The sequence below is a fragment of the Agrobacterium sp. RAC06 genome, from assembly GCF_001713475.1.
GTDB lineage: Bacteria > Pseudomonadota > Alphaproteobacteria > Rhizobiales > Rhizobiaceae > Allorhizobium.
The window spans coordinates 2847971-2863635 of the sequence record NZ_CP016499.1; the positions used below are offsets into that span (position 1 = coordinate 2847971).

Genomic DNA, 15665 nt, shown 5'->3' on the forward strand with positions numbered 1-15665 from the left:
GACGGTTACTTGATCTTGATCTCGGAGAGCTGGAGCATGGAATTCGTCGCCATTGTCGGCTTGAAGTCCAGACGCTCGGAGACACGCGAGAAACCGACCATGTGGAAGAGAAGCACATCGGCGACCACTTCGTCATGCAGATAGGCGATCGCTTCCGACCAGAGCTTTGCACGATCATCGCCGACAGCAGCCGATGCACGCTGGATCAGGTCGTCGACCTTCGGATCGGAGAAGCCGGACTGCGTACCTTCCGTTGCATATTTGAAGAACATCGAGAAGGACGGATCCCCCTTCGAGTTGTCGTGCATGGCAGCGACCAACTGCGGACCACGGCCCTCTGCGAACGGCTTCGAGTAATACTGCTCGTGTTCGGCGACTTCAACGAACTTCAGCTCGATCTTGAGGCCGACTTCCTGCATCTGCTGCTGGATCGCCTCCATGATCTCGGTGACGTTCGGGAAGTTGGCCGAACGGGCAATGATGGTGATCGGTGTATCGACCTTCACGCCATCCGCCTTTGCCTCTTCGATCAGCTTCTTGGCTGCCTCTGGATCATAGGACGGCACCTTGACGTCTGGATTCCAGCCGAGTGTCGGTGGCGGCACGATTGCGGTGGCGAGCAGTGCGCTCTCCGGCAGCAGCGTGCCGAGGAAGGCCTCGCGATCGACTGCAAGGTTCAGCGCCCGGCGAATGCGGACATCGTTCAGCGGCTCGATGTTGTGATCGACACGCAGATAGACGGTTTCGCTGTCCAGATAGGAGAAGTCGGTCGCCGGGTTGGTGGCTTCGACCAGGGAAATGGACGGAGAGAGATCGGCTTCGCCTGCCTGAACCATGGCCGCACGGACCGCTGGGTCAGCGCGGAACAGATAGGTTGCTTCCGTCACCTCGGGCTTCGCACCCCAGTAGTCGTCGCGACCCGTCAGAACGATCTGCTGGCCAGGGGTCCAGTTGGTGAGCTTGTAGGGACCTGTCCCGACCGGCTCGCGAACAAATTCCAGCGGTGTTTCTTCCGGAACGATCGTGACCAGAGTGAGGAGCAGCGGCAGAATCGGCTGGACCGGGTCGGCCTTGAAATCAACCGTGTAGTCGTCGACGACGGTCGGCGTGACCGTCATGCCGCCGAAGTAACGACGGGATTCGCAGGTGTTCTTGTCGCTCATGATGCGGTCAAAGCTATGCTTGACGTCCTTGGCATCGAAGGCGGTGCCGTCGGAGAACTTGACCCCCTGACGCAGATGGAAGCGCCAGCTGCCGTCGGTATTCTGCTCCCACTTCTCGGCGAGGCGCGGCTGAACACCAGCACCGCCGCGCACATCGAGTTCGGTCAGCGTTTCGCTGACATTCTCCATGATAATACGACCGATATTCGAGCGCGTCGCCATGCAGGGTTCGAGAAGATCAGCCTCTTCGGCCAGCACGACCTTGATCGGGCCGGAACCGGCATAGGCTGGTGACAGGGACGTGCCCATGGCTAGGGCACAAAGCAATGCAGTCTTTCTCATTTTCATTCTCCTCCCAGATGAATTCAGTTTGAAGCTTTCACGCCTCGCGAGCGCGCAGCCATGAGAGCCGCGAGGCAGATCAGAACAGCGCCGACCACGGTGGTCAGGCCGATGGTTTCGTTGAACAGGGCAAAACCGCCGACGGCTACGAGGGGCAACCGCAGGAAATCGACCGGCGCGACAACGCTTGCGGGGGCAAGCGACATGGCATGCGTCATCAACCCCATGCAGCTGGTGCCGACAACGCCCTGAAGGGCCAGCAGCGCCAGCTCCCGGTTTCCCGGCATGGCGAAGAAGGGTACGGCGAGCGCGAGCGAAATCGGCACGGTCAAAAGAAGGTTCCAGACCACCAGGGTCGAGGTCGTGTCACCGCGCGACATCGATTTCAGGATCAGCTGGATTGCGGCTTGCAGAAACGCACCCGCCAAAGCGAGCCCGACTGCGAGCGTGAAGCCCGAAGGTGATGGCCCGACGATGACCATGGCGCCGGAAAAGCCGACCACGACGGCAAAGAGCATCGAAAGGCCGGGTAGCTCCCCAAGAAGGACTGTTGCGCCAAGCACGACGAAGATCGGGGACATGAAGGCAATGGCCGTGACGTCCGCAAGCGGCCCCATGCTGAAGGCAGCAAAGAAGGCGACCATTGCCAAAAGCTTGAAAAGCGCCCTGATGGCGTGCTGCCCGAGCGTATGCGTTGATTGCAGCACCTTTGGCCGCAGAACGACGAAAGGCAGGAGCACGGCGGCACCGAACAAGGCGCGGAAAAAGGCAATCACGAAGGGATGCACGGCACCATCCAGAGCACGCACGATGACGGCATCGGATGCAGCCAAGACCGCCGCTCCGACTGCAAAGAGCACTGCAGCGGGAACCCGCTCGCCTTTCCCTTCTGCATGCATACCGTCCTCCCGAACCGACCTCCACGTCGGCATGCTCAAAACATCCAACTTCCGGCCATCTTTGTCAAATGATTTCCCGATGTAAAATTCACCGGCTCCAAATCTCAGAATTTATGTCAACTATTACAATGCTATAGCGGACATACGAAACCTGTATCCGCCAGTTTACAACATAAACAAACTTGACAACTTTGGAAAAATGATCGACTTCGGAGGACAAGAGGAGCATTCCATGACACCTGATGACATTGCCCGGCGCATGACCGGCATACTCACCACGTCGGATTCCGATCGGACCGAGGCCTATCTTCCGTCGCCGATGGTGCAGAACCACGCATCCTTCCTGCACAGACAGGCAGACGGCAGTCTGATTTGCGCTTGGTTTGGCGGATCGCTGGAAGGAAAGTCGGACATTTCCATCTACGCTTCCGTCCTTGCAGCGGGTGCGTCTGCCTGGGGTCCGCCGCAGCAGCTGAGCTCCGACCCCGATCATTCCGAGCAAAACCCCGTTTTGTTTCAGGCACCCGATGGGCGCCTGCTTCTGTTTCATACCTCGCAGCCCTCAGGCAACCAGGACGAATGCCGGATCCGCATGACCGAAATCACCACCGACGCGTCGGACCCGACGGTCTTGATGGCGTCCGACGGCCGCTATCTCGACCTGCCCCGAGGCAGCTTCGTGCGCGCACCGGTCGCGATCAGCGCTGATGGGACCTGGCTCCTGCCGATCTTCAGATGCATCCCACGCCACGGCCAGAAGTGGAACGGCAGTCATGACACCGCCGCCGTTGGCATAAGTGAAGACGGCGGAGCAACCTGGCGACTGGAAGAACTCAGCCAATCGATCGGCTGCGTGCACATGTCCCCGGTCGCTTTGAGTGACACGACGATGGCCGCATTTTTCCGGCGTCGCCAGGCGGATTTCGTCTACCGGACGGAGAGCCATGACGCCGGCCGGACCTGGAGCACGCCCGCACCGACTGATCTGCCCAACAACAACTCCTCGCTCGCGGCCATCGCTTTGGACGACGGGCGTGTTGCAGTCATCTGCAATCCCATCAACTCCGCGGCCTCCCCGGACCGTCGCACCTCCCTCTACGACGAACTCGGCGAGGAAGACGACAGGCCGGAGGCGGACCCGACCGGGGGCTGCGCCCCCATCTGGGGAGTGCCGCGAGCGCCTGTCACAGTCTGCATTTCGAGCGATGGCGGATTGACATTCCCGCAGCGGATCCAGATCGAGGATGGCCGGGGAACCTGCCTGTCCAACGATTCCACCGATGGACGAAACAAGGAAATGTCCTATCCCTGGCTGCTGGCAGATCAGGATGGATCGCTCCATATCGCCTACACCTATCACCGACGCGCGATCAAATATGTCCGGCTCGCCCCCGGCTGGGATCGTCCCGAAAACGGAGAATGACATGAGCGGCATTATCGGCATCACCATGGGCGATCCCTGCGGCGTCGGCCCCGAAATCTCGGTCCGCGCCCTGGCCGAGATGTCGGCAGAAGACCGCGCGGCCACACGCATCTACGGCAATCTCGCGACCTTGAACGCCGCACGTGATGCACTGGGCCTGTCCATTGATCTCGTGCCCAATGTCGTCGACGTCGAGGTGGAAGGCGCTCCGCTTCCCTGGGGCACCTTGAGCCCCGTCGCGGGCGACGCCGCCTTCCGCTTTATCGAAAAGGCAGTCCGCGATGCAGAAGCCGGAACGATCGGCTGCATTGTGACGGCCCCGATCAACAAGGAAGCCCTGAACCTTGCCGGCCACCATTATGACGGCCATACCGGGATGCTGCGTAGCCTCACAGGCTCGAAGGCCGCCTATATGTTGCTTGCCTCGGAACGCCTGAAGGTCATCCATGTCTCGACCCATGTTTCGCTGCAGGAAGCGATCCGCCGGGCGACCACCGAACGGGTGCTGGCGACCATCAAGGCCGGCAACGACCACCTCAAGCGCATCGGCTACGACAAGCCGCGCATCGCGGTTGCCGGCATCAATCCCCATTGCGGCGAAAACGGCCTCTTTGGCACCGAAGACGACGACCAGATTGCACCCGCCGTTGCCGCAGCGCGCGCCGAGGGCATCGACGTCCAGGGGCCGATTTCGGCCGATACGGTCTTCTACCGCGCCTATTCCGGCGCCTTCGATCTCGTGGTCGCGCAATATCATGACCAGGGCCATATCCCGATCAAGCTTGTCGCCTTCGACACGGCCGTCAACGTCTCCGTCGAACTGCCGATCGACCGCACCTCGGTCGATCACGGCACCGCCTTCGACATCGCGGGCAAGGGCATCGCAAACCACGGCAACATGAATTCCGCCATCGCCTATGCCCGCAAGCTGGTCGCCGGCCGGACTCAGCAAGGATGACCCTGATGACCGCATCCATCACCCTTCACCAGCCGCGCCGCCTGATCGTCGGCGCCGGCGCGATCAGCCAGGTCGGCGGCCTTGTGGACGATGCAACGTCCGTTCTCGTCATTGCTACCCCGATCACGGCAGGCTTCATCGATCGGCTCATGTTGCCCGGCAAGATCGAGATCTTCGACGCGATCCCCGGCGAACCTGACGTAGCGACGTTGGATGCGGCCCTTGCGGTTGCGCGCAGGGTCAGGCCCCAGGTCGTTGTCGGGCTTGGCGGGGGTTCTGTCCTCGACGTGGCCAAGCTCGTTGCCGCTTTGTGGGACAGCGAGCAGACACTCGTCGACGTTGCAGGCCCCAACAGGGTGGCTGGCCGCAACACCCGCCTTGTGCAGGTCGCGACAACCGCCGGGACGGGCTCCGAGGCGGGCATTCGCTCGCTGATCACCGATCCGGTGAAGGGCGCCAAGATCGCGGTCGAAAGCCCGCACATGATCGCCGACATTGCAGTCCTCGATCCGGAACTGACCTTCTCCGTACCGCCGGCAGTCACCGCCTCAACAGGCGTCGACGCCATGGCCCATTGCGTCGAGGCCTTTACCAACAAGCGCGCCCATCCGATGATCGATGGCTTTGCTCGCATGGGTTTCCGCCTCGTGGGCAAATATCTCGCCCGCGCCGTCAAGGACGGGTCTGACACCGAAGCGCGCGAAGGCATGATGCTTGCGTCCTACTATGGCGGCATCTGCCTCGGGCCGGTGAACACGGCGGCCGGACATGCTATCGCCTATCCGCTCGGTACGCGTCTCGGTCTGCCGCATGGCCTCGCCAACGCGATCGTGTTTCCGCATGTGCTCGCCTTCAACCAGTCGGTCGTCCGAGACAAGACGGCGGAGGTGGCCGAGGCCCTCGGGTTCGGTGCAAGCGCGCCCGACGCCCTGCTGGAGAATGCCTGCCGCTTCTGCACGGATCTCGATATCGAAATGCAGCTCTCCCGCCACGGTGCCAAAGAAGATGCGCTCGCCGGCTATGCAGCAGAAGCCCATGGCAACCGTCGTCTGATGGACAACAATCCGGCCGAGATGGCGGTCGAGGACGTGCTCGCAATCTACAGAGCGGCGTACTGACGGACCATTTTCATCTGCACAAAATGAAGGGGCCCAATCGGCCCCTTCTTTGATTCTGCGCTGAGCATTCTCCGCTCATCCCTCGGAAACCGCTGCCAGAGAAGCGCTGGACTGGAAAAGGCGGGCGCGTGACCCGGTCAGATGTGTGTGCATCAACTCCCTGGCGCGAGCGCCCTCGCCTGCCGCGATTGCCTCGGCGATTGCCTCATGCTCAGCAAAGACCCGTGAAAGGCCGGCATTGTCCCGTTTGACGGAAACCCCATGGAAGCGCATGCCTACGGCGATGTGATCCTTCAGCGCCTCCATGGCGGTCGAAAAATACGTATTGTTGGCAGCGCGTGCGATCGCGAGATGGAACTGGAAGTCGGCATCTTCGCGGTGCGCCTGCCTGTTGGTCGCATCCCGCATCAGTTCAAGCGCCTCGCGGATCGCGGCGAGCATGCCGGGGGTGTGCCGCAGGGCTGCGGCTTCTGCCGCCGCCGGCTCGAGGTTCAGGCGGAATTCGTAGCAGTTCAGAAGATCGGCAACGTTTTCCAGCTGACCGAAGCCGAGCGGCTGCTTCATCCCGACAGAGCGCACGAAACTGCCCGCGCCGCGGCGAGAATAGATGAAGCCCTGCTCGCGCAAGCGCCTGAGCGCTTCACGAATGATCGGACGGGATACCTCGAACTCGATCGCCAGATCGTGTTCGGTCGGCAATCGCTCATCCGGTTGGTAAGACCCCGATTTGATCGCCCGATGCATCCGCTCGAATACCAGATCCGCCAGGCTCTTACGTGCCGTTCCGCTTTGCAGTCCCATTGTCAGCCCCTGCCCCCATGCAGCTTTTCGGCGAGCATCACCAATGTTTCCGGCACTCCGAATCCGCCTGATTTGGCGATGATACATTGCCCACCGGCATAGGCCAGCCCGAGCCCTGGCAGACATTCACCCTGCAAACGAAAACACTTGATCCCCATGCGAGCCATAACGGCTTCTGCGGTCGAACCCCCGCAAAGGAGCAGAGTGCGAGCACCCACAGTCAACTCGGGGTGCACTGAGGACGCAAGGTTTCGAGCGACCTCCTCCGAGCTCATCTCTGTGTCGCCGGAGACCGCCTGCACAAGTATTGGGAACGTATGCGGTTGGGCGACAATCTCCAGCAAGCCGTTGGGTGCCGGATGGTGGTTCACAGCCTCCATCTCGCGCAAGCGATCGACCTGCTCCACGGTGATGCGATCATACGACCCGATGACAAAGAGTGCGGGGCCGATGGGAGGCTCAACCAGCTCGGACATCGGCTGGCCGGTCATCTCGACAGCCAATGCCTCGGCAAGCCCTCTTGCGCCGATGAAGAGATCGATGCCCTCTGCGTGGGCGCCCGCCAGAGCATCACGCATGTCCTGATCTGTCGCTGCATCGACGATGCTGCATCGCGCTGCATGGTGACCCAAGGCGTTCGCCACGGAAATGGGCGTCGGCACTCCAAATCCCTGGACAAGTCCGTCGCGGACGACGCGGCCAAAGGCAGGAATAGCGGGCGCGACAAGTGCCCGCTTGAATGGAATGGCATCAAGCTCGACTGCGATATGCCCCTTGAGGCGCGAGTCGACCTTTTTGAACAGCGTGACATTGGGCGGCAGTGCTTCCATCACCTGACGCATGGCTTGGAACGCATCTTCTGCAGACCGCTCCCGAGAGGCCAGATTGATCGACAGGACAGCTGGCAACTGCGAAAGCCCTGACGGGACCGCATTCGGCGTCAAGGCGACTTCGGTATGCAGCCCGCGCGCGGCAAAGGGGGCAGCTGTGTCCAATGCTCCGGTCAGATCATCGGCAATGATGACAAGCACCATCATGCTCCATGTTGTTATCTTCTTGATCGAAATATGATCGCATTTCCAGAACGATGCAACAGCAAGATAACAAATCATAGCCTGAGAACGCCAGCTTGGCGAGCACCGTTCCGCCTGCTTCTCCAGACATGCTAACCTGCTCGATGCCCGTTCGAGCGCAGCCCTTCCTCCAGCGCAACTGAGCACCCTCCGACGAACCGCCACACTCGGCCCTGTTGCAAACCCGCTTGACAGGATCGATTAAAAAATCATACTCAAAATTGGTCAGACAATCTGACCGCCTGCGTATCAGGGGAGTGATACGCTCGGAGGATTTTCATGTTCGTGGCTTTGGAGCCGCGCCGGCTTTATCGCCAGGTCGCGGAGCAGATCCGTGCGCTCATCGAAACGGGTGAATTGAAGCCGGGCTCACGGCTTCCGCCCGAGAGGGAGCTCGCAGACCGTTTTTCGGTCTCAAGACCGACTGTCCGTGAAGCGCTGATCGTGCTCGAGGTCGAGGGACACATTCAGATCCGCATGGGCTCTGGTGTCTACATCAGCAGCCGGCCCGGGCCGACCCTGGATGCGATCGACCATGATGACAGCGAAGGACCGCTGGAAATCCTGCAGGCGCGCTGCCTGATCGAAAGCGGCATCGCGGAAGAGGCCGCAAGGCTTGCTACGGCGGAAAGTCTCATGCGTATCGACGCCATCCTGGACCGCATGGAGGGCGCACTGGACGATGGCGCGGTGGCGCTGGCGTGCGACCGCGATTTCCATACGGCGATCGCCGACATCATCGGCAATTCGGCGCTCAAGCACTTTACTGGCCTGATCTACGATTCGCGCATGTCGCCGTATTTCAAGAAGCTGGCCAGCTATTTCGAGGGGCCACATACCTGGAAGCTGGCGCTCGAAGAGCACCGCATCATTCGCAACGCGATCGCAGCCCGGGACCCGGACGGTGCCCGAGAGGCCATGCGGCGCCATCTGACGCTGGCGCAGAGGAGATTCTCGGAAAGCTTTGAGGAGGAGCCGACCAGAGAAGACTGACCGTTCAGGCCTTGCGCCGACGGTTTTCCAAAGAGTTCTGTTTCAATGGGAGGAATACATGAAACTGACACTTAAGACGCTTCTTGGAGCAGCGGCAGTGATTGTCGCGTCCACGGTCTCGGCCCATGCCGAGACCGTTCTGAAATGGGCCCATGTTTATGAAACCTCGGAGCCCTTCCACACGGATTCCGTCTGGGCGGCAGAAGAGATCGCCAAGCGAACCGAAGGCCGGTACAAGATCGACGTCTTTCCGGCTTCGCAACTCGGCAAGGAAGCCGACATCAACCAGGGTCTCAAGCTCGGCACCGTCGACATCATCATCTCAGGTTCGAGCTTTGCCGCACGCGACCACAATCCGATCGGCGTCACCTACTATCCCTATATCTTCCGCGACCCGAGCCATCTCCTGGCCTACACGAAGAGCGACGTCTTCAAGAAACTGACCGCCGGCTATGAAGAAAAGACCGGCAACCATATCGTCGCCGTCAGCTACTACGGAACGCGGCATACGACCTCAAACCGCCCGATCGGCAAATGCGCCGACATGGAGGGCTTGAAGATCCGCGTGCCGGATGTGCCGGCCTACCTGGCAATGCCGCGGGCCTGCGGCGCTAACACAACACCGATCGCTTTTGCGGAAGTTTATCTCGCTCTGCAGAATGGCACGGTCGAAGCCCAGGAAAACCCGCTGACGACGATCGAGGCCAAGAAGTTCTACGAAGTCCAGAAGAACATCGTGCTCACCGGCCACATCGTTGACCACCTGAACACGGTGGTTTCCAAGACCCGTTGGGCAAGTCTGTCGGATGAAGACAAGGCGATCTTCACCGAAGTGATGCTGGAAGCAGCAGCACGCACGACAAAGACCATCGAAGCCCGTGAAATGGCGCTCGTTGACGAGTTCAAGGCGAAGGGCATCACAGTTACCGAAGTCGACAAGGCTGACTTCGAAGCGAATGTCATCGCCAAGGCGAAGTTCGAGGACTTCGGCTACGACAAGGCTGATTGGGAAGCCATCCGCGCCATCAAGTAATGGCGCCGTCCCGGCGCCTGTCCGGCGCCGGGACCCATTTTCAAATCATAGAGAATTGGAGCCGACCCATGACGGAGCACCCGCACGCGCCGATCAGTGTGGAGGAGATGGCGCATGCTTTCGAGGAGGAAGCCACGCCAATTGATCTATCGCATCACGCCATCGAAGACTGGGTAACGCTGGCCGTCTTCTGGGGCATGGGCCTAGCCGTATTTCTGCAGTTCTTTACACGCTACGTTTTGAACAACAGCTTTTCCTGGACCGAGGAAATCGCAGCCAACTGCCTCGTCGTGGTCGTCTTCATGGGGTCAGTCATGTGCGTGCGCACCATGCGGCATATCCAGGTGGACCTGCTCTACCGCTTTCTGCCAACGCGGGCGGTCAGGGTGCTCGAAACGGTCGTCGATGCCATCGGCATCGCCTTCTTCGCCTACATGACCTGGTTGATGTGGCGCTATCTGGAGATTGTCGGCGGGGAGCGCATGGTCACCGTGGACCTGCCACGTGGCATCGTCTTCTATACCGTCTTTGCAGCCTTTGCGCTGATGTCTGTCCGCTCCATCAATAACCTCGTCAAGGATCTGACGGGGACGAAAACCGCGCGCCAGAGGGCGCAGGAAGACATTCACGCAGGGGGGATCTAGACTATGCTGCTTCTCATCGGTTCCTTTCTGTTTCTGTTGATCCTCGGCACGCCGGTTGCGGTCTCCATGGCCGTCGCATCACTCGCCTATCTCGTGATCTATGGCGTTGCCCCTGACATCATCGCGGCCCAACGCATGATCGCCGGTGTCGAGAGCTTCCCTCTGATTGCGGTGCCCTTCTTCATTCTGGCCGGCAATCTCATGAACATTGCCGGGGTGACGGGCCGCATCTACAAGTTTGCCCTGTCACTCGTCGGCTGGATGAAGGGTGGCTTGGCGCAGGTCAACATCATCGGCTCCGTGGTTTTCTCCGGCATGTCCGGAACGGCGCTTGCCGATGCCGCCGGCATTGGGACCATCGAAATCAAGGCCATGAAGGACCATGGCTATCCGGTGGAGGCCGCCGTTGGGGTTACCGCGGCCTCAGCCACTCTGGGTCCCATCTTCCCGCCATCTCTGCCCTTCGTCATTTACGGCATGATGGCCAATGCCTCCATCGGGGCGCTGTTCATGGCTGGCATCATTCCAGGGGTCGTCATGACGATCCTGATGATGCTGACGGTTTACATCTTCGCCAAGCGCAAGGGCTGGGGCTCTGATACCCCATTCGAGCTGAAGCAATTGCTGGCTGCCTCGCTGGAAGTGGTGATCGTCCTCGCCTTCCCTGGCGCCATCTACCTGATGATCCTGGCGGGAATGTCGGTCAATATCGCGGTGCTGATCGGACTTGCGGTTCTCGTGGCGCTCGACTGGTATTTCGACTTTTCCGCGGTCATGGCGCTGATGACACCCGTGCTGCTGATCGGCGGCATGACGATGGGCTGGTTCACGCCGACAGAGGCGGCCGTCGCGGCCGTTCTGTGGTCGTTGTTTCTCGGGCTCGTCCGCTACCGGACAATGACGGTGAGGACGCTGGCTAAGGCCTCGTTCGACACCATCGAGACCACGGCCTCGGTGCTGTTCATCGTCACCGCCGCGTCGATATTCGCCTGGCTGTTGACGGTGAGCCAGGCAGCGCAGCTGTTCGCAGACTTCATGTTCAACCTGACTGACAACTGGTGGATGTTCCTGATCATCGTCAACGTCCTTTTGTTGGTCGTCGGCGCCTTCCTCGATACGATTGCCGCGATCAGCATCCTTGTGCCGATCCTGATGCCGATTGCGGCCCGCTACGGCATCGATCCGGTACATCTCGGCGTGATCATCACGCTCAACCTCATGATCGGGCTTCTGACCCCACCCGTCGGCATGGTACTTTTCGTGCTGTCGCGCATCTCCAAGCTGTCGGTGGAAAAGACGACGCTGGCCATCCTGCCCTGGATGATCCCGCTCTTCCTGGCGCTCGGACTCATCACCTTCATCCCAGCCATCACCATGTGGCTGCCGACGCAACTCGGTCTGATCCGTTGATCTGCCGGTCCGCACTGGCGGGCTGATCTCGGTCTTGAACGAAAGGTCTCTGTGCGATGCAAACTCGCGTTGCCCGCCTTCATGCTGAGCGCGACCTGCGCGTTGAGCATCTCGACTATTCGACATGTCGAGCTGGAGAGGTTCGGCTTGCCATGGCGGCAGGCGGCATCTGCGGCTCGGACCTGCACTATTACCAGGATGGCGGCTTTGGCCCGGTCCGTGTCCGCGAACCGATCATCGCCGGTCACGAAGCCTCCGGCTTTGTGGAGGAAATTGGCGACGGTGTTTCAGGTCTTGAACTTGGGCAACTTGTGGCGGTCAATCCGTCCCAACCCTGCGGCCAGTGCCAGTATTGCCGGATCGGGCAACCCATTCACTGCCTGGACATGCGCTTCATGGGCTCGGCCATGCGCTTGCCGCATGAAGACGGCATGTTTCGCGAGCACTTGGTCGTGCCCGCCATTCAATGCCATCCGGTGGGTGGGGGCGTCACACCGGGAGAAGCGGCCTGCGCAGAGCCGCTGGCGGTCTGCCTCCATGCAATCGCTCAGGCCGGCGATCTCAACAGCAAGGCCGTTCTTGTCACGGGCGCGGGGCCGATCGGTCTCTTGACCGTGGCCGCCGCGCATCATGCAGGTGCCGGCCAGATCGTGGTCACGGATCTGGCCGACTCCGCCTTGTCGCGTGCGCTCTCGATGGGCGCCACGCAAGCCATCAATGTAAAAAGCGAGCCGGACGGTCTTCTGCCCTTCACGGAACACAAGGGCTATTTCGACGTGGTCTTCGACTGCTCAGCGGCTGGAACTGCCCTGCGCTCCGCGTTTACTGCGATCAAGCCGCGGGGCATTCTGGTCCAGGTCGGCGTGACTGGCGACGTCACCATTCCCCTCAACGCACTGGTCGGCAAGGAAATCGTCTGGCGCGGCTCGCAGCGGTTCCATGAGGAATTCTCTGAGGCCGTCGCCTTGATCTCGACGCGCCAGATCGATGTGCGTCCGATCATCTCCCACAGTTTCCCACTCGATGCGGTAGTGGAGGCGTTTGAACAGGCCGGTGACCGCTCGAAGGCCTGCAAGGTGCAGATCACATTTCAACAGACGGATAAAAGCCTAAAGGACGAGAGATGAGACATACCTGGCGCTGGTTCGGCCCCATCGACAAAGTCAGTGTGAGAGATGCGGCGCAGGCCGGCGCCGAGGGCATCGTGTCGGCATTGCATCACATCGCAACCGGAGAGCTCTGGCCAGAAGACGAGATTGCCAGACGGCATGACGCGATCCGCGCAGGGGGCCTCGTTTGGGATGTGGTCGAGAGCATTCCGGTGTCCGAGGACATCAAGACACAGACCGGCGACTGGAAGCGCCACATCGCCAACTGGCAGGAAACGCTCAGACGCCTGTCGGCCTCGGGTATACGAACAGTCTGCTATAACTTCATGCCGATCCTCGACTGGACGCGGACGGATTTGCGGTGGGAGACGGGTCACGGCGCCAAAGCCATGCGCTTTGATCTCGTCGATTTCGCAGCTTTCGACATCCATATCCTGAACCGCCCCGAGGCTGCCGCAGACTATCCGGACTGGCTGACCGACGAGGCAGCACGGCGTTTCTCCGGCATGGAGGATGCCAAGATCGCGGCCCTCGGCAAGAATATCGGTGCTGGCCTGCCGGGCTCGGCCGATGGCTACACGCTCGAGCAGTTGCTTGAGAAGCTCCGCTCCTATCAAGGCGTCAACCGCGAACGGCTGCAGCAAAACCTCGTCGATTTCCTGAGCGAAGTCGCGCCGGTCGCCCAGCAGGTCGGCATCAATATCTGCGCACACGGCGATGATCCACCCTGGTCGCTGCTCGGTCTGCCGCGCATACTTTCAACAGAGGCCGACTATGCGCATATGCTGGATGCCGTCGATATTCGCGCCAACGGTGTGACGCTCTGCACCGGATCACTCGGCGCGCGCCCTGACAATGATCTGCCTTTTCTTGCCAAGCGCTTTGCCGACCGCATCCACTTCGTCCACCTCCGCAACGTGACCCGCGACACCGACACAGTCCCCTGCTCCTTTTTTGAGGACGAACATCTGGAAGGCGGGACCGACATGGTGGCTGTCATCGCAGCCTTGATCACGGAGGAGGCAAAACGGCGCAAGGAAGGGCGTGAAGATCACCAAATTCCCATGCGCCCCGACCATGGACAGGAAATCCTCGATGACCTGACGCGTGGGGCACAGCCGGGCTACCCCGCCATCGGCAGGCTCAAGGGCCTGGCAGAGCTTCGCGGCATCGAGCGCACGCTGTCGCATGCCCAATACGGGCTGGGAGGCTGATGATGCAAAGGCTCTCCAGCACGACAGGTCTTCCGGATAGGGTTCGTCAACCGCAATTTGACCGGACGAAACTAAAACCCGGCATCGTACATATCGGGATCGGCGCCTTCCACAGGGCGCATCAGGCAGTGTTCACGCAGCATGCTCTGGAAGCCGAATTCGGACCCTGGGGCATCATTGCCGTAAACCTGCGCTCGTCCGAGCCGGTCGAAGCGCTCGCAGCACAGGATGGCCTCTATTCCATCACTACGCGGAGCGAGGCGGGCGATCAGTCCGAAGTCATCGGCGCGACTGTCGACTGGATCTGTGCCGCTAATGATGGCGCCCGGGTGCTTTCAGCCCTGGCCGATCCGGCGATCCGTGTTGTGACGCTTACCGTGTCGGAGAAGGCCTATGGTCTTGATCCGGCAACGGGCGGGTTGGACCACGCTCATCAAGCCATTGCCGCGGACCTTAAGTGGCCAGATGCGCCCGTTGGTGTGCTGGGCTTTCTCGTTGAGGGGCTTGCCCTGCGGCGCGCTGCAGGGCTTGCACCCTACACGGTTCTCTGTTGCGACAATCTACCATCCAACGGCAATGTCGTGCGTCGCCTGGTTCTGGAGATGGCCCAACTGCGCGATCCCGCGCTGGCCGATTGGATCGCCGATAAGGGTCGGTTTCCCTGCTCCATGGTCGACCGGATCGTGCCCGCCGCCACCGACACCACCCGGATTCGTGGCGAAAGGCTGCTCGGAGCCCTGGACGCACTGGCAATCGATACGGAGCCATTTTTGCAATGGGTCATCGAGGATGACTTCGTTTCCGGTCGCCCCGCCTGGGAGGCCGGCGGCGCAATCTTCGCCGGGAATGTCGAGCCCTATGAGAAGATGAAGCTACGATTGCTCAACGGTACGCATACGCTGCTCGCCCATCTCGGGATCCTTGGAAATCTCGACTATATTCGCGACGTGATGGCCGTACCGCATCTGGCGGCAAAAGCGCGCCTGCATATGGAAGAGGTCGCCTCGACGCTCGATCCGGTGCACGGCATCGACCTTGCCGCTTACATCGACGATCTTCTGGCGCGCTTTTCCAATCCGACAATCGACCATCGCAATATCCAGATCGCGCTCGATACCACGCAAAAATTACCGCAGCGGCTTTTGGCGCCCACCGTCGACATGTTGGCGAAAGGTCAGACAGCGGGCGCGACGGCCTATGCAGTGGGGGTCTGGATGGCATCGGTGAAGAAGCGAGGTGATTGCGGTGATCCCCGTCGCAGCGAGGTGATTGCGGCGGCGGCAAGCATGGGCGCCACCGACCCCTCCGCACCGTTTTTCGCAATAGCTGGTCTATTCCCGCAGGAACTGATCGATGCACGCGACTGGCGCGACAGGATAAACGCAGCGATCCTGTCGTTCTAGCTGATCAGGGCGAAGACATGGAGAAGCGGGAAGAACAGACTTGCAGCTAAAGGTCATCGAGGCCTGCCCGCGCAGCAGACGA

At 60.7% G+C, this 15665-nt stretch carries 14 protein-coding genes; 10 read left to right on the plus strand and 4 right to left on the minus strand.

All coding sequences use genetic code 11. The features are described 5' to 3' along the window. Positions 1 to 5: 5 nt before the first annotated feature. Both BSY240_RS13765 and BSY240_RS13770 read right to left on the minus strand, forming a co-directional pair. Entirely contained in the window at positions 6 to 1505 is a 1500-nt protein-coding gene (locus BSY240_RS13765; protein ID WP_054149306.1) for an ABC transporter substrate-binding protein, read from the minus strand. Positions 1506 to 1528: 23 nt separating this feature from the next. Further along, positions 1529 to 2404, minus strand: a complete 876-nt coding sequence (locus BSY240_RS13770; protein WP_069042688.1) for a DMT family transporter — start codon at positions 2402 to 2404, stop codon at positions 1529 to 1531. A gap of 232 nt (positions 2405 to 2636) precedes the next feature. Here BSY240_RS13770 and BSY240_RS13775 point away from each other — a divergent pair, with 232 nt between their 5' ends. From BSY240_RS13775 to BSY240_RS13785, 3 genes are read left to right on the plus strand one after another with little or no spacing between them, the layout of a single operon-like run. After that, positions 2637 to 3827 (plus strand): sialidase family protein, encoded by a 1191-nt coding sequence (locus tag BSY240_RS13775; RefSeq protein ID WP_069042689.1) that lies wholly within the window; start codon positions 2637 to 2639, stop codon positions 3825 to 3827. A 1-nt stretch (position 3828) separates the two neighbouring features. After that, on the plus strand, positions 3829 to 4785 hold the full coding sequence (pdxA, locus tag BSY240_RS13780; RefSeq protein ID WP_054149304.1) for a 4-hydroxythreonine-4-phosphate dehydrogenase PdxA: 957 nt from the start codon (positions 3829 to 3831) through the stop codon (positions 4783 to 4785). A gap of 5 nt (positions 4786 to 4790) precedes the next feature. Further along, on the plus strand, positions 4791 to 5903 hold the full coding sequence (locus BSY240_RS13785) for an iron-containing alcohol dehydrogenase (RefSeq protein ID WP_236759255.1): 1113 nt from the start codon (positions 4791 to 4793) through the stop codon (positions 5901 to 5903). Between the two features lie 75 nt (positions 5904 to 5978). On the opposite strand, the gene BSY240_RS13790 is transcribed toward BSY240_RS13785, so the two are convergent. Together BSY240_RS13790 and BSY240_RS13795 are read right to left on the minus strand one after the other, a co-directional pair. Further along, entirely contained in the window at positions 5979 to 6704 is a 726-nt protein-coding gene (locus BSY240_RS13790; RefSeq protein WP_054149302.1) for a FadR/GntR family transcriptional regulator, read from the minus strand. A 2-nt stretch (positions 6705 to 6706) separates the two neighbouring features. Beyond that, positions 6707 to 7735 carry a four-carbon acid sugar kinase family protein gene (locus BSY240_RS13795; protein ID WP_069043981.1) on the minus strand — a complete coding sequence of 343 codons (1029 nt, stop codon included), beginning with the start codon at positions 7733 to 7735 and terminating at the stop codon, positions 6707 to 6709. Positions 7736 to 8056: 321 nt separating this feature from the next. Here BSY240_RS13795 and BSY240_RS13800 point away from each other — a divergent pair, with 321 nt between their 5' ends. The 7 genes from BSY240_RS13800 to BSY240_RS13830 all read left to right on the plus strand — a co-directional run bounded on the left by BSY240_RS13800 (position 8057) and on the right by BSY240_RS13830 (position 15583). Continuing rightward, on the plus strand, positions 8057 to 8770 hold the full coding sequence (locus BSY240_RS13800; protein ID WP_054149301.1) for a FadR/GntR family transcriptional regulator: 714 nt from the start codon (positions 8057 to 8059) through the stop codon (positions 8768 to 8770). 58 nt (positions 8771 to 8828) lie between these two features. Next, complete coding sequence (locus tag BSY240_RS13805; RefSeq protein ID WP_054149300.1) at positions 8829 to 9803, plus strand: sialic acid TRAP transporter substrate-binding protein SiaP; 975 nt, start codon at positions 8829 to 8831, stop codon at positions 9801 to 9803. 68 nt (positions 9804 to 9871) lie between these two features. Beyond that, positions 9872 to 10447, plus strand: coding sequence for a TRAP transporter small permease (locus BSY240_RS13810; RefSeq protein ID WP_069042691.1), 576 nt, complete (start codon positions 9872 to 9874; stop codon positions 10445 to 10447). Positions 10448 to 10450: 3 nt separating this feature from the next. Further along, on the plus strand, positions 10451 to 11857 hold the full coding sequence (locus BSY240_RS13815; RefSeq protein WP_069042692.1) for a TRAP transporter large permease: 1407 nt from the start codon (positions 10451 to 10453) through the stop codon (positions 11855 to 11857). A 56-nt stretch (positions 11858 to 11913) separates the two neighbouring features. Beyond that, positions 11914 to 12984, plus strand: a complete 1071-nt coding sequence (locus BSY240_RS13820; RefSeq protein ID WP_054149297.1) for an L-idonate 5-dehydrogenase — start codon at positions 11914 to 11916, stop codon at positions 12982 to 12984. After that, the gene (gene uxuA, locus BSY240_RS13825; protein ID WP_069042693.1) at positions 12981 to 14180 is read left to right on the plus strand and encodes a mannonate dehydratase; all 1200 of its coding nucleotides are present in this window, start codon (positions 12981 to 12983) and stop codon (positions 14178 to 14180) included. Before BSY240_RS13820 ends, uxuA begins: the two co-directional genes overlap by 4 nt. Next, positions 14180 to 15583, plus strand: a complete 1404-nt coding sequence (locus BSY240_RS13830) for a mannitol dehydrogenase family protein (protein ID WP_054149295.1) — start codon at positions 14180 to 14182, stop codon at positions 15581 to 15583. The genes uxuA and BSY240_RS13830 overlap by 1 nt, the downstream gene beginning before the upstream one ends. Positions 15584 to 15665: the final 82 nt, after the last annotated feature.

Excerpts from the sequence above, each read along its gene's own strand:
- BSY240_RS13765 (WP_054149306.1), bottom strand. The coding sequence starts at position 1,505 with ATGAGAAAGACTGCATTGCTTTGTGCCCTAGCCATGGGCACGTCCCTG.
- BSY240_RS13770 (WP_069042688.1), bottom strand. The coding sequence starts at position 2,404 with ATGCATGCAGAAGGGAAAGGCGAGCGGGTTCCCGCTGCAGTGCTCTTT.
- BSY240_RS13775 (WP_069042689.1), top strand. The coding sequence starts at position 2,637 with ATGACACCTGATGACATTGCCCGGCGCATGACCGGCATACTCACCACG.
- pdxA (WP_054149304.1), top strand. The coding sequence starts at position 3,829 with ATGAGCGGCATTATCGGCATCACCATGGGCGATCCCTGCGGCGTCGGC.
- BSY240_RS13785 (WP_236759255.1), top strand. The coding sequence starts at position 4,791 with ATGACCGCATCCATCACCCTTCACCAGCCGCGCCGCCTGATCGTCGGC.
- BSY240_RS13790 (WP_054149302.1), bottom strand. The coding sequence starts at position 6,704 with ATGGGACTGCAAAGCGGAACGGCACGTAAGAGCCTGGCGGATCTGGTA.
- BSY240_RS13800 (WP_054149301.1), top strand. The coding sequence starts at position 8,057 with ATGTTCGTGGCTTTGGAGCCGCGCCGGCTTTATCGCCAGGTCGCGGAG.
- BSY240_RS13805 (WP_054149300.1), top strand. The coding sequence starts at position 8,829 with ATGAAACTGACACTTAAGACGCTTCTTGGAGCAGCGGCAGTGATTGTC.
- BSY240_RS13810 (WP_069042691.1), top strand. The coding sequence starts at position 9,872 with ATGACGGAGCACCCGCACGCGCCGATCAGTGTGGAGGAGATGGCGCAT.
- BSY240_RS13815 (WP_069042692.1), top strand. The coding sequence starts at position 10,451 with ATGCTGCTTCTCATCGGTTCCTTTCTGTTTCTGTTGATCCTCGGCACG.
- BSY240_RS13820 (WP_054149297.1), top strand. The coding sequence starts at position 11,914 with ATGCAAACTCGCGTTGCCCGCCTTCATGCTGAGCGCGACCTGCGCGTT.
- uxuA (WP_069042693.1), top strand. The coding sequence starts at position 12,981 with ATGAGACATACCTGGCGCTGGTTCGGCCCCATCGACAAAGTCAGTGTG.
- BSY240_RS13830 (WP_054149295.1), top strand. The coding sequence starts at position 14,180 with ATGATGCAAAGGCTCTCCAGCACGACAGGTCTTCCGGATAGGGTTCGT.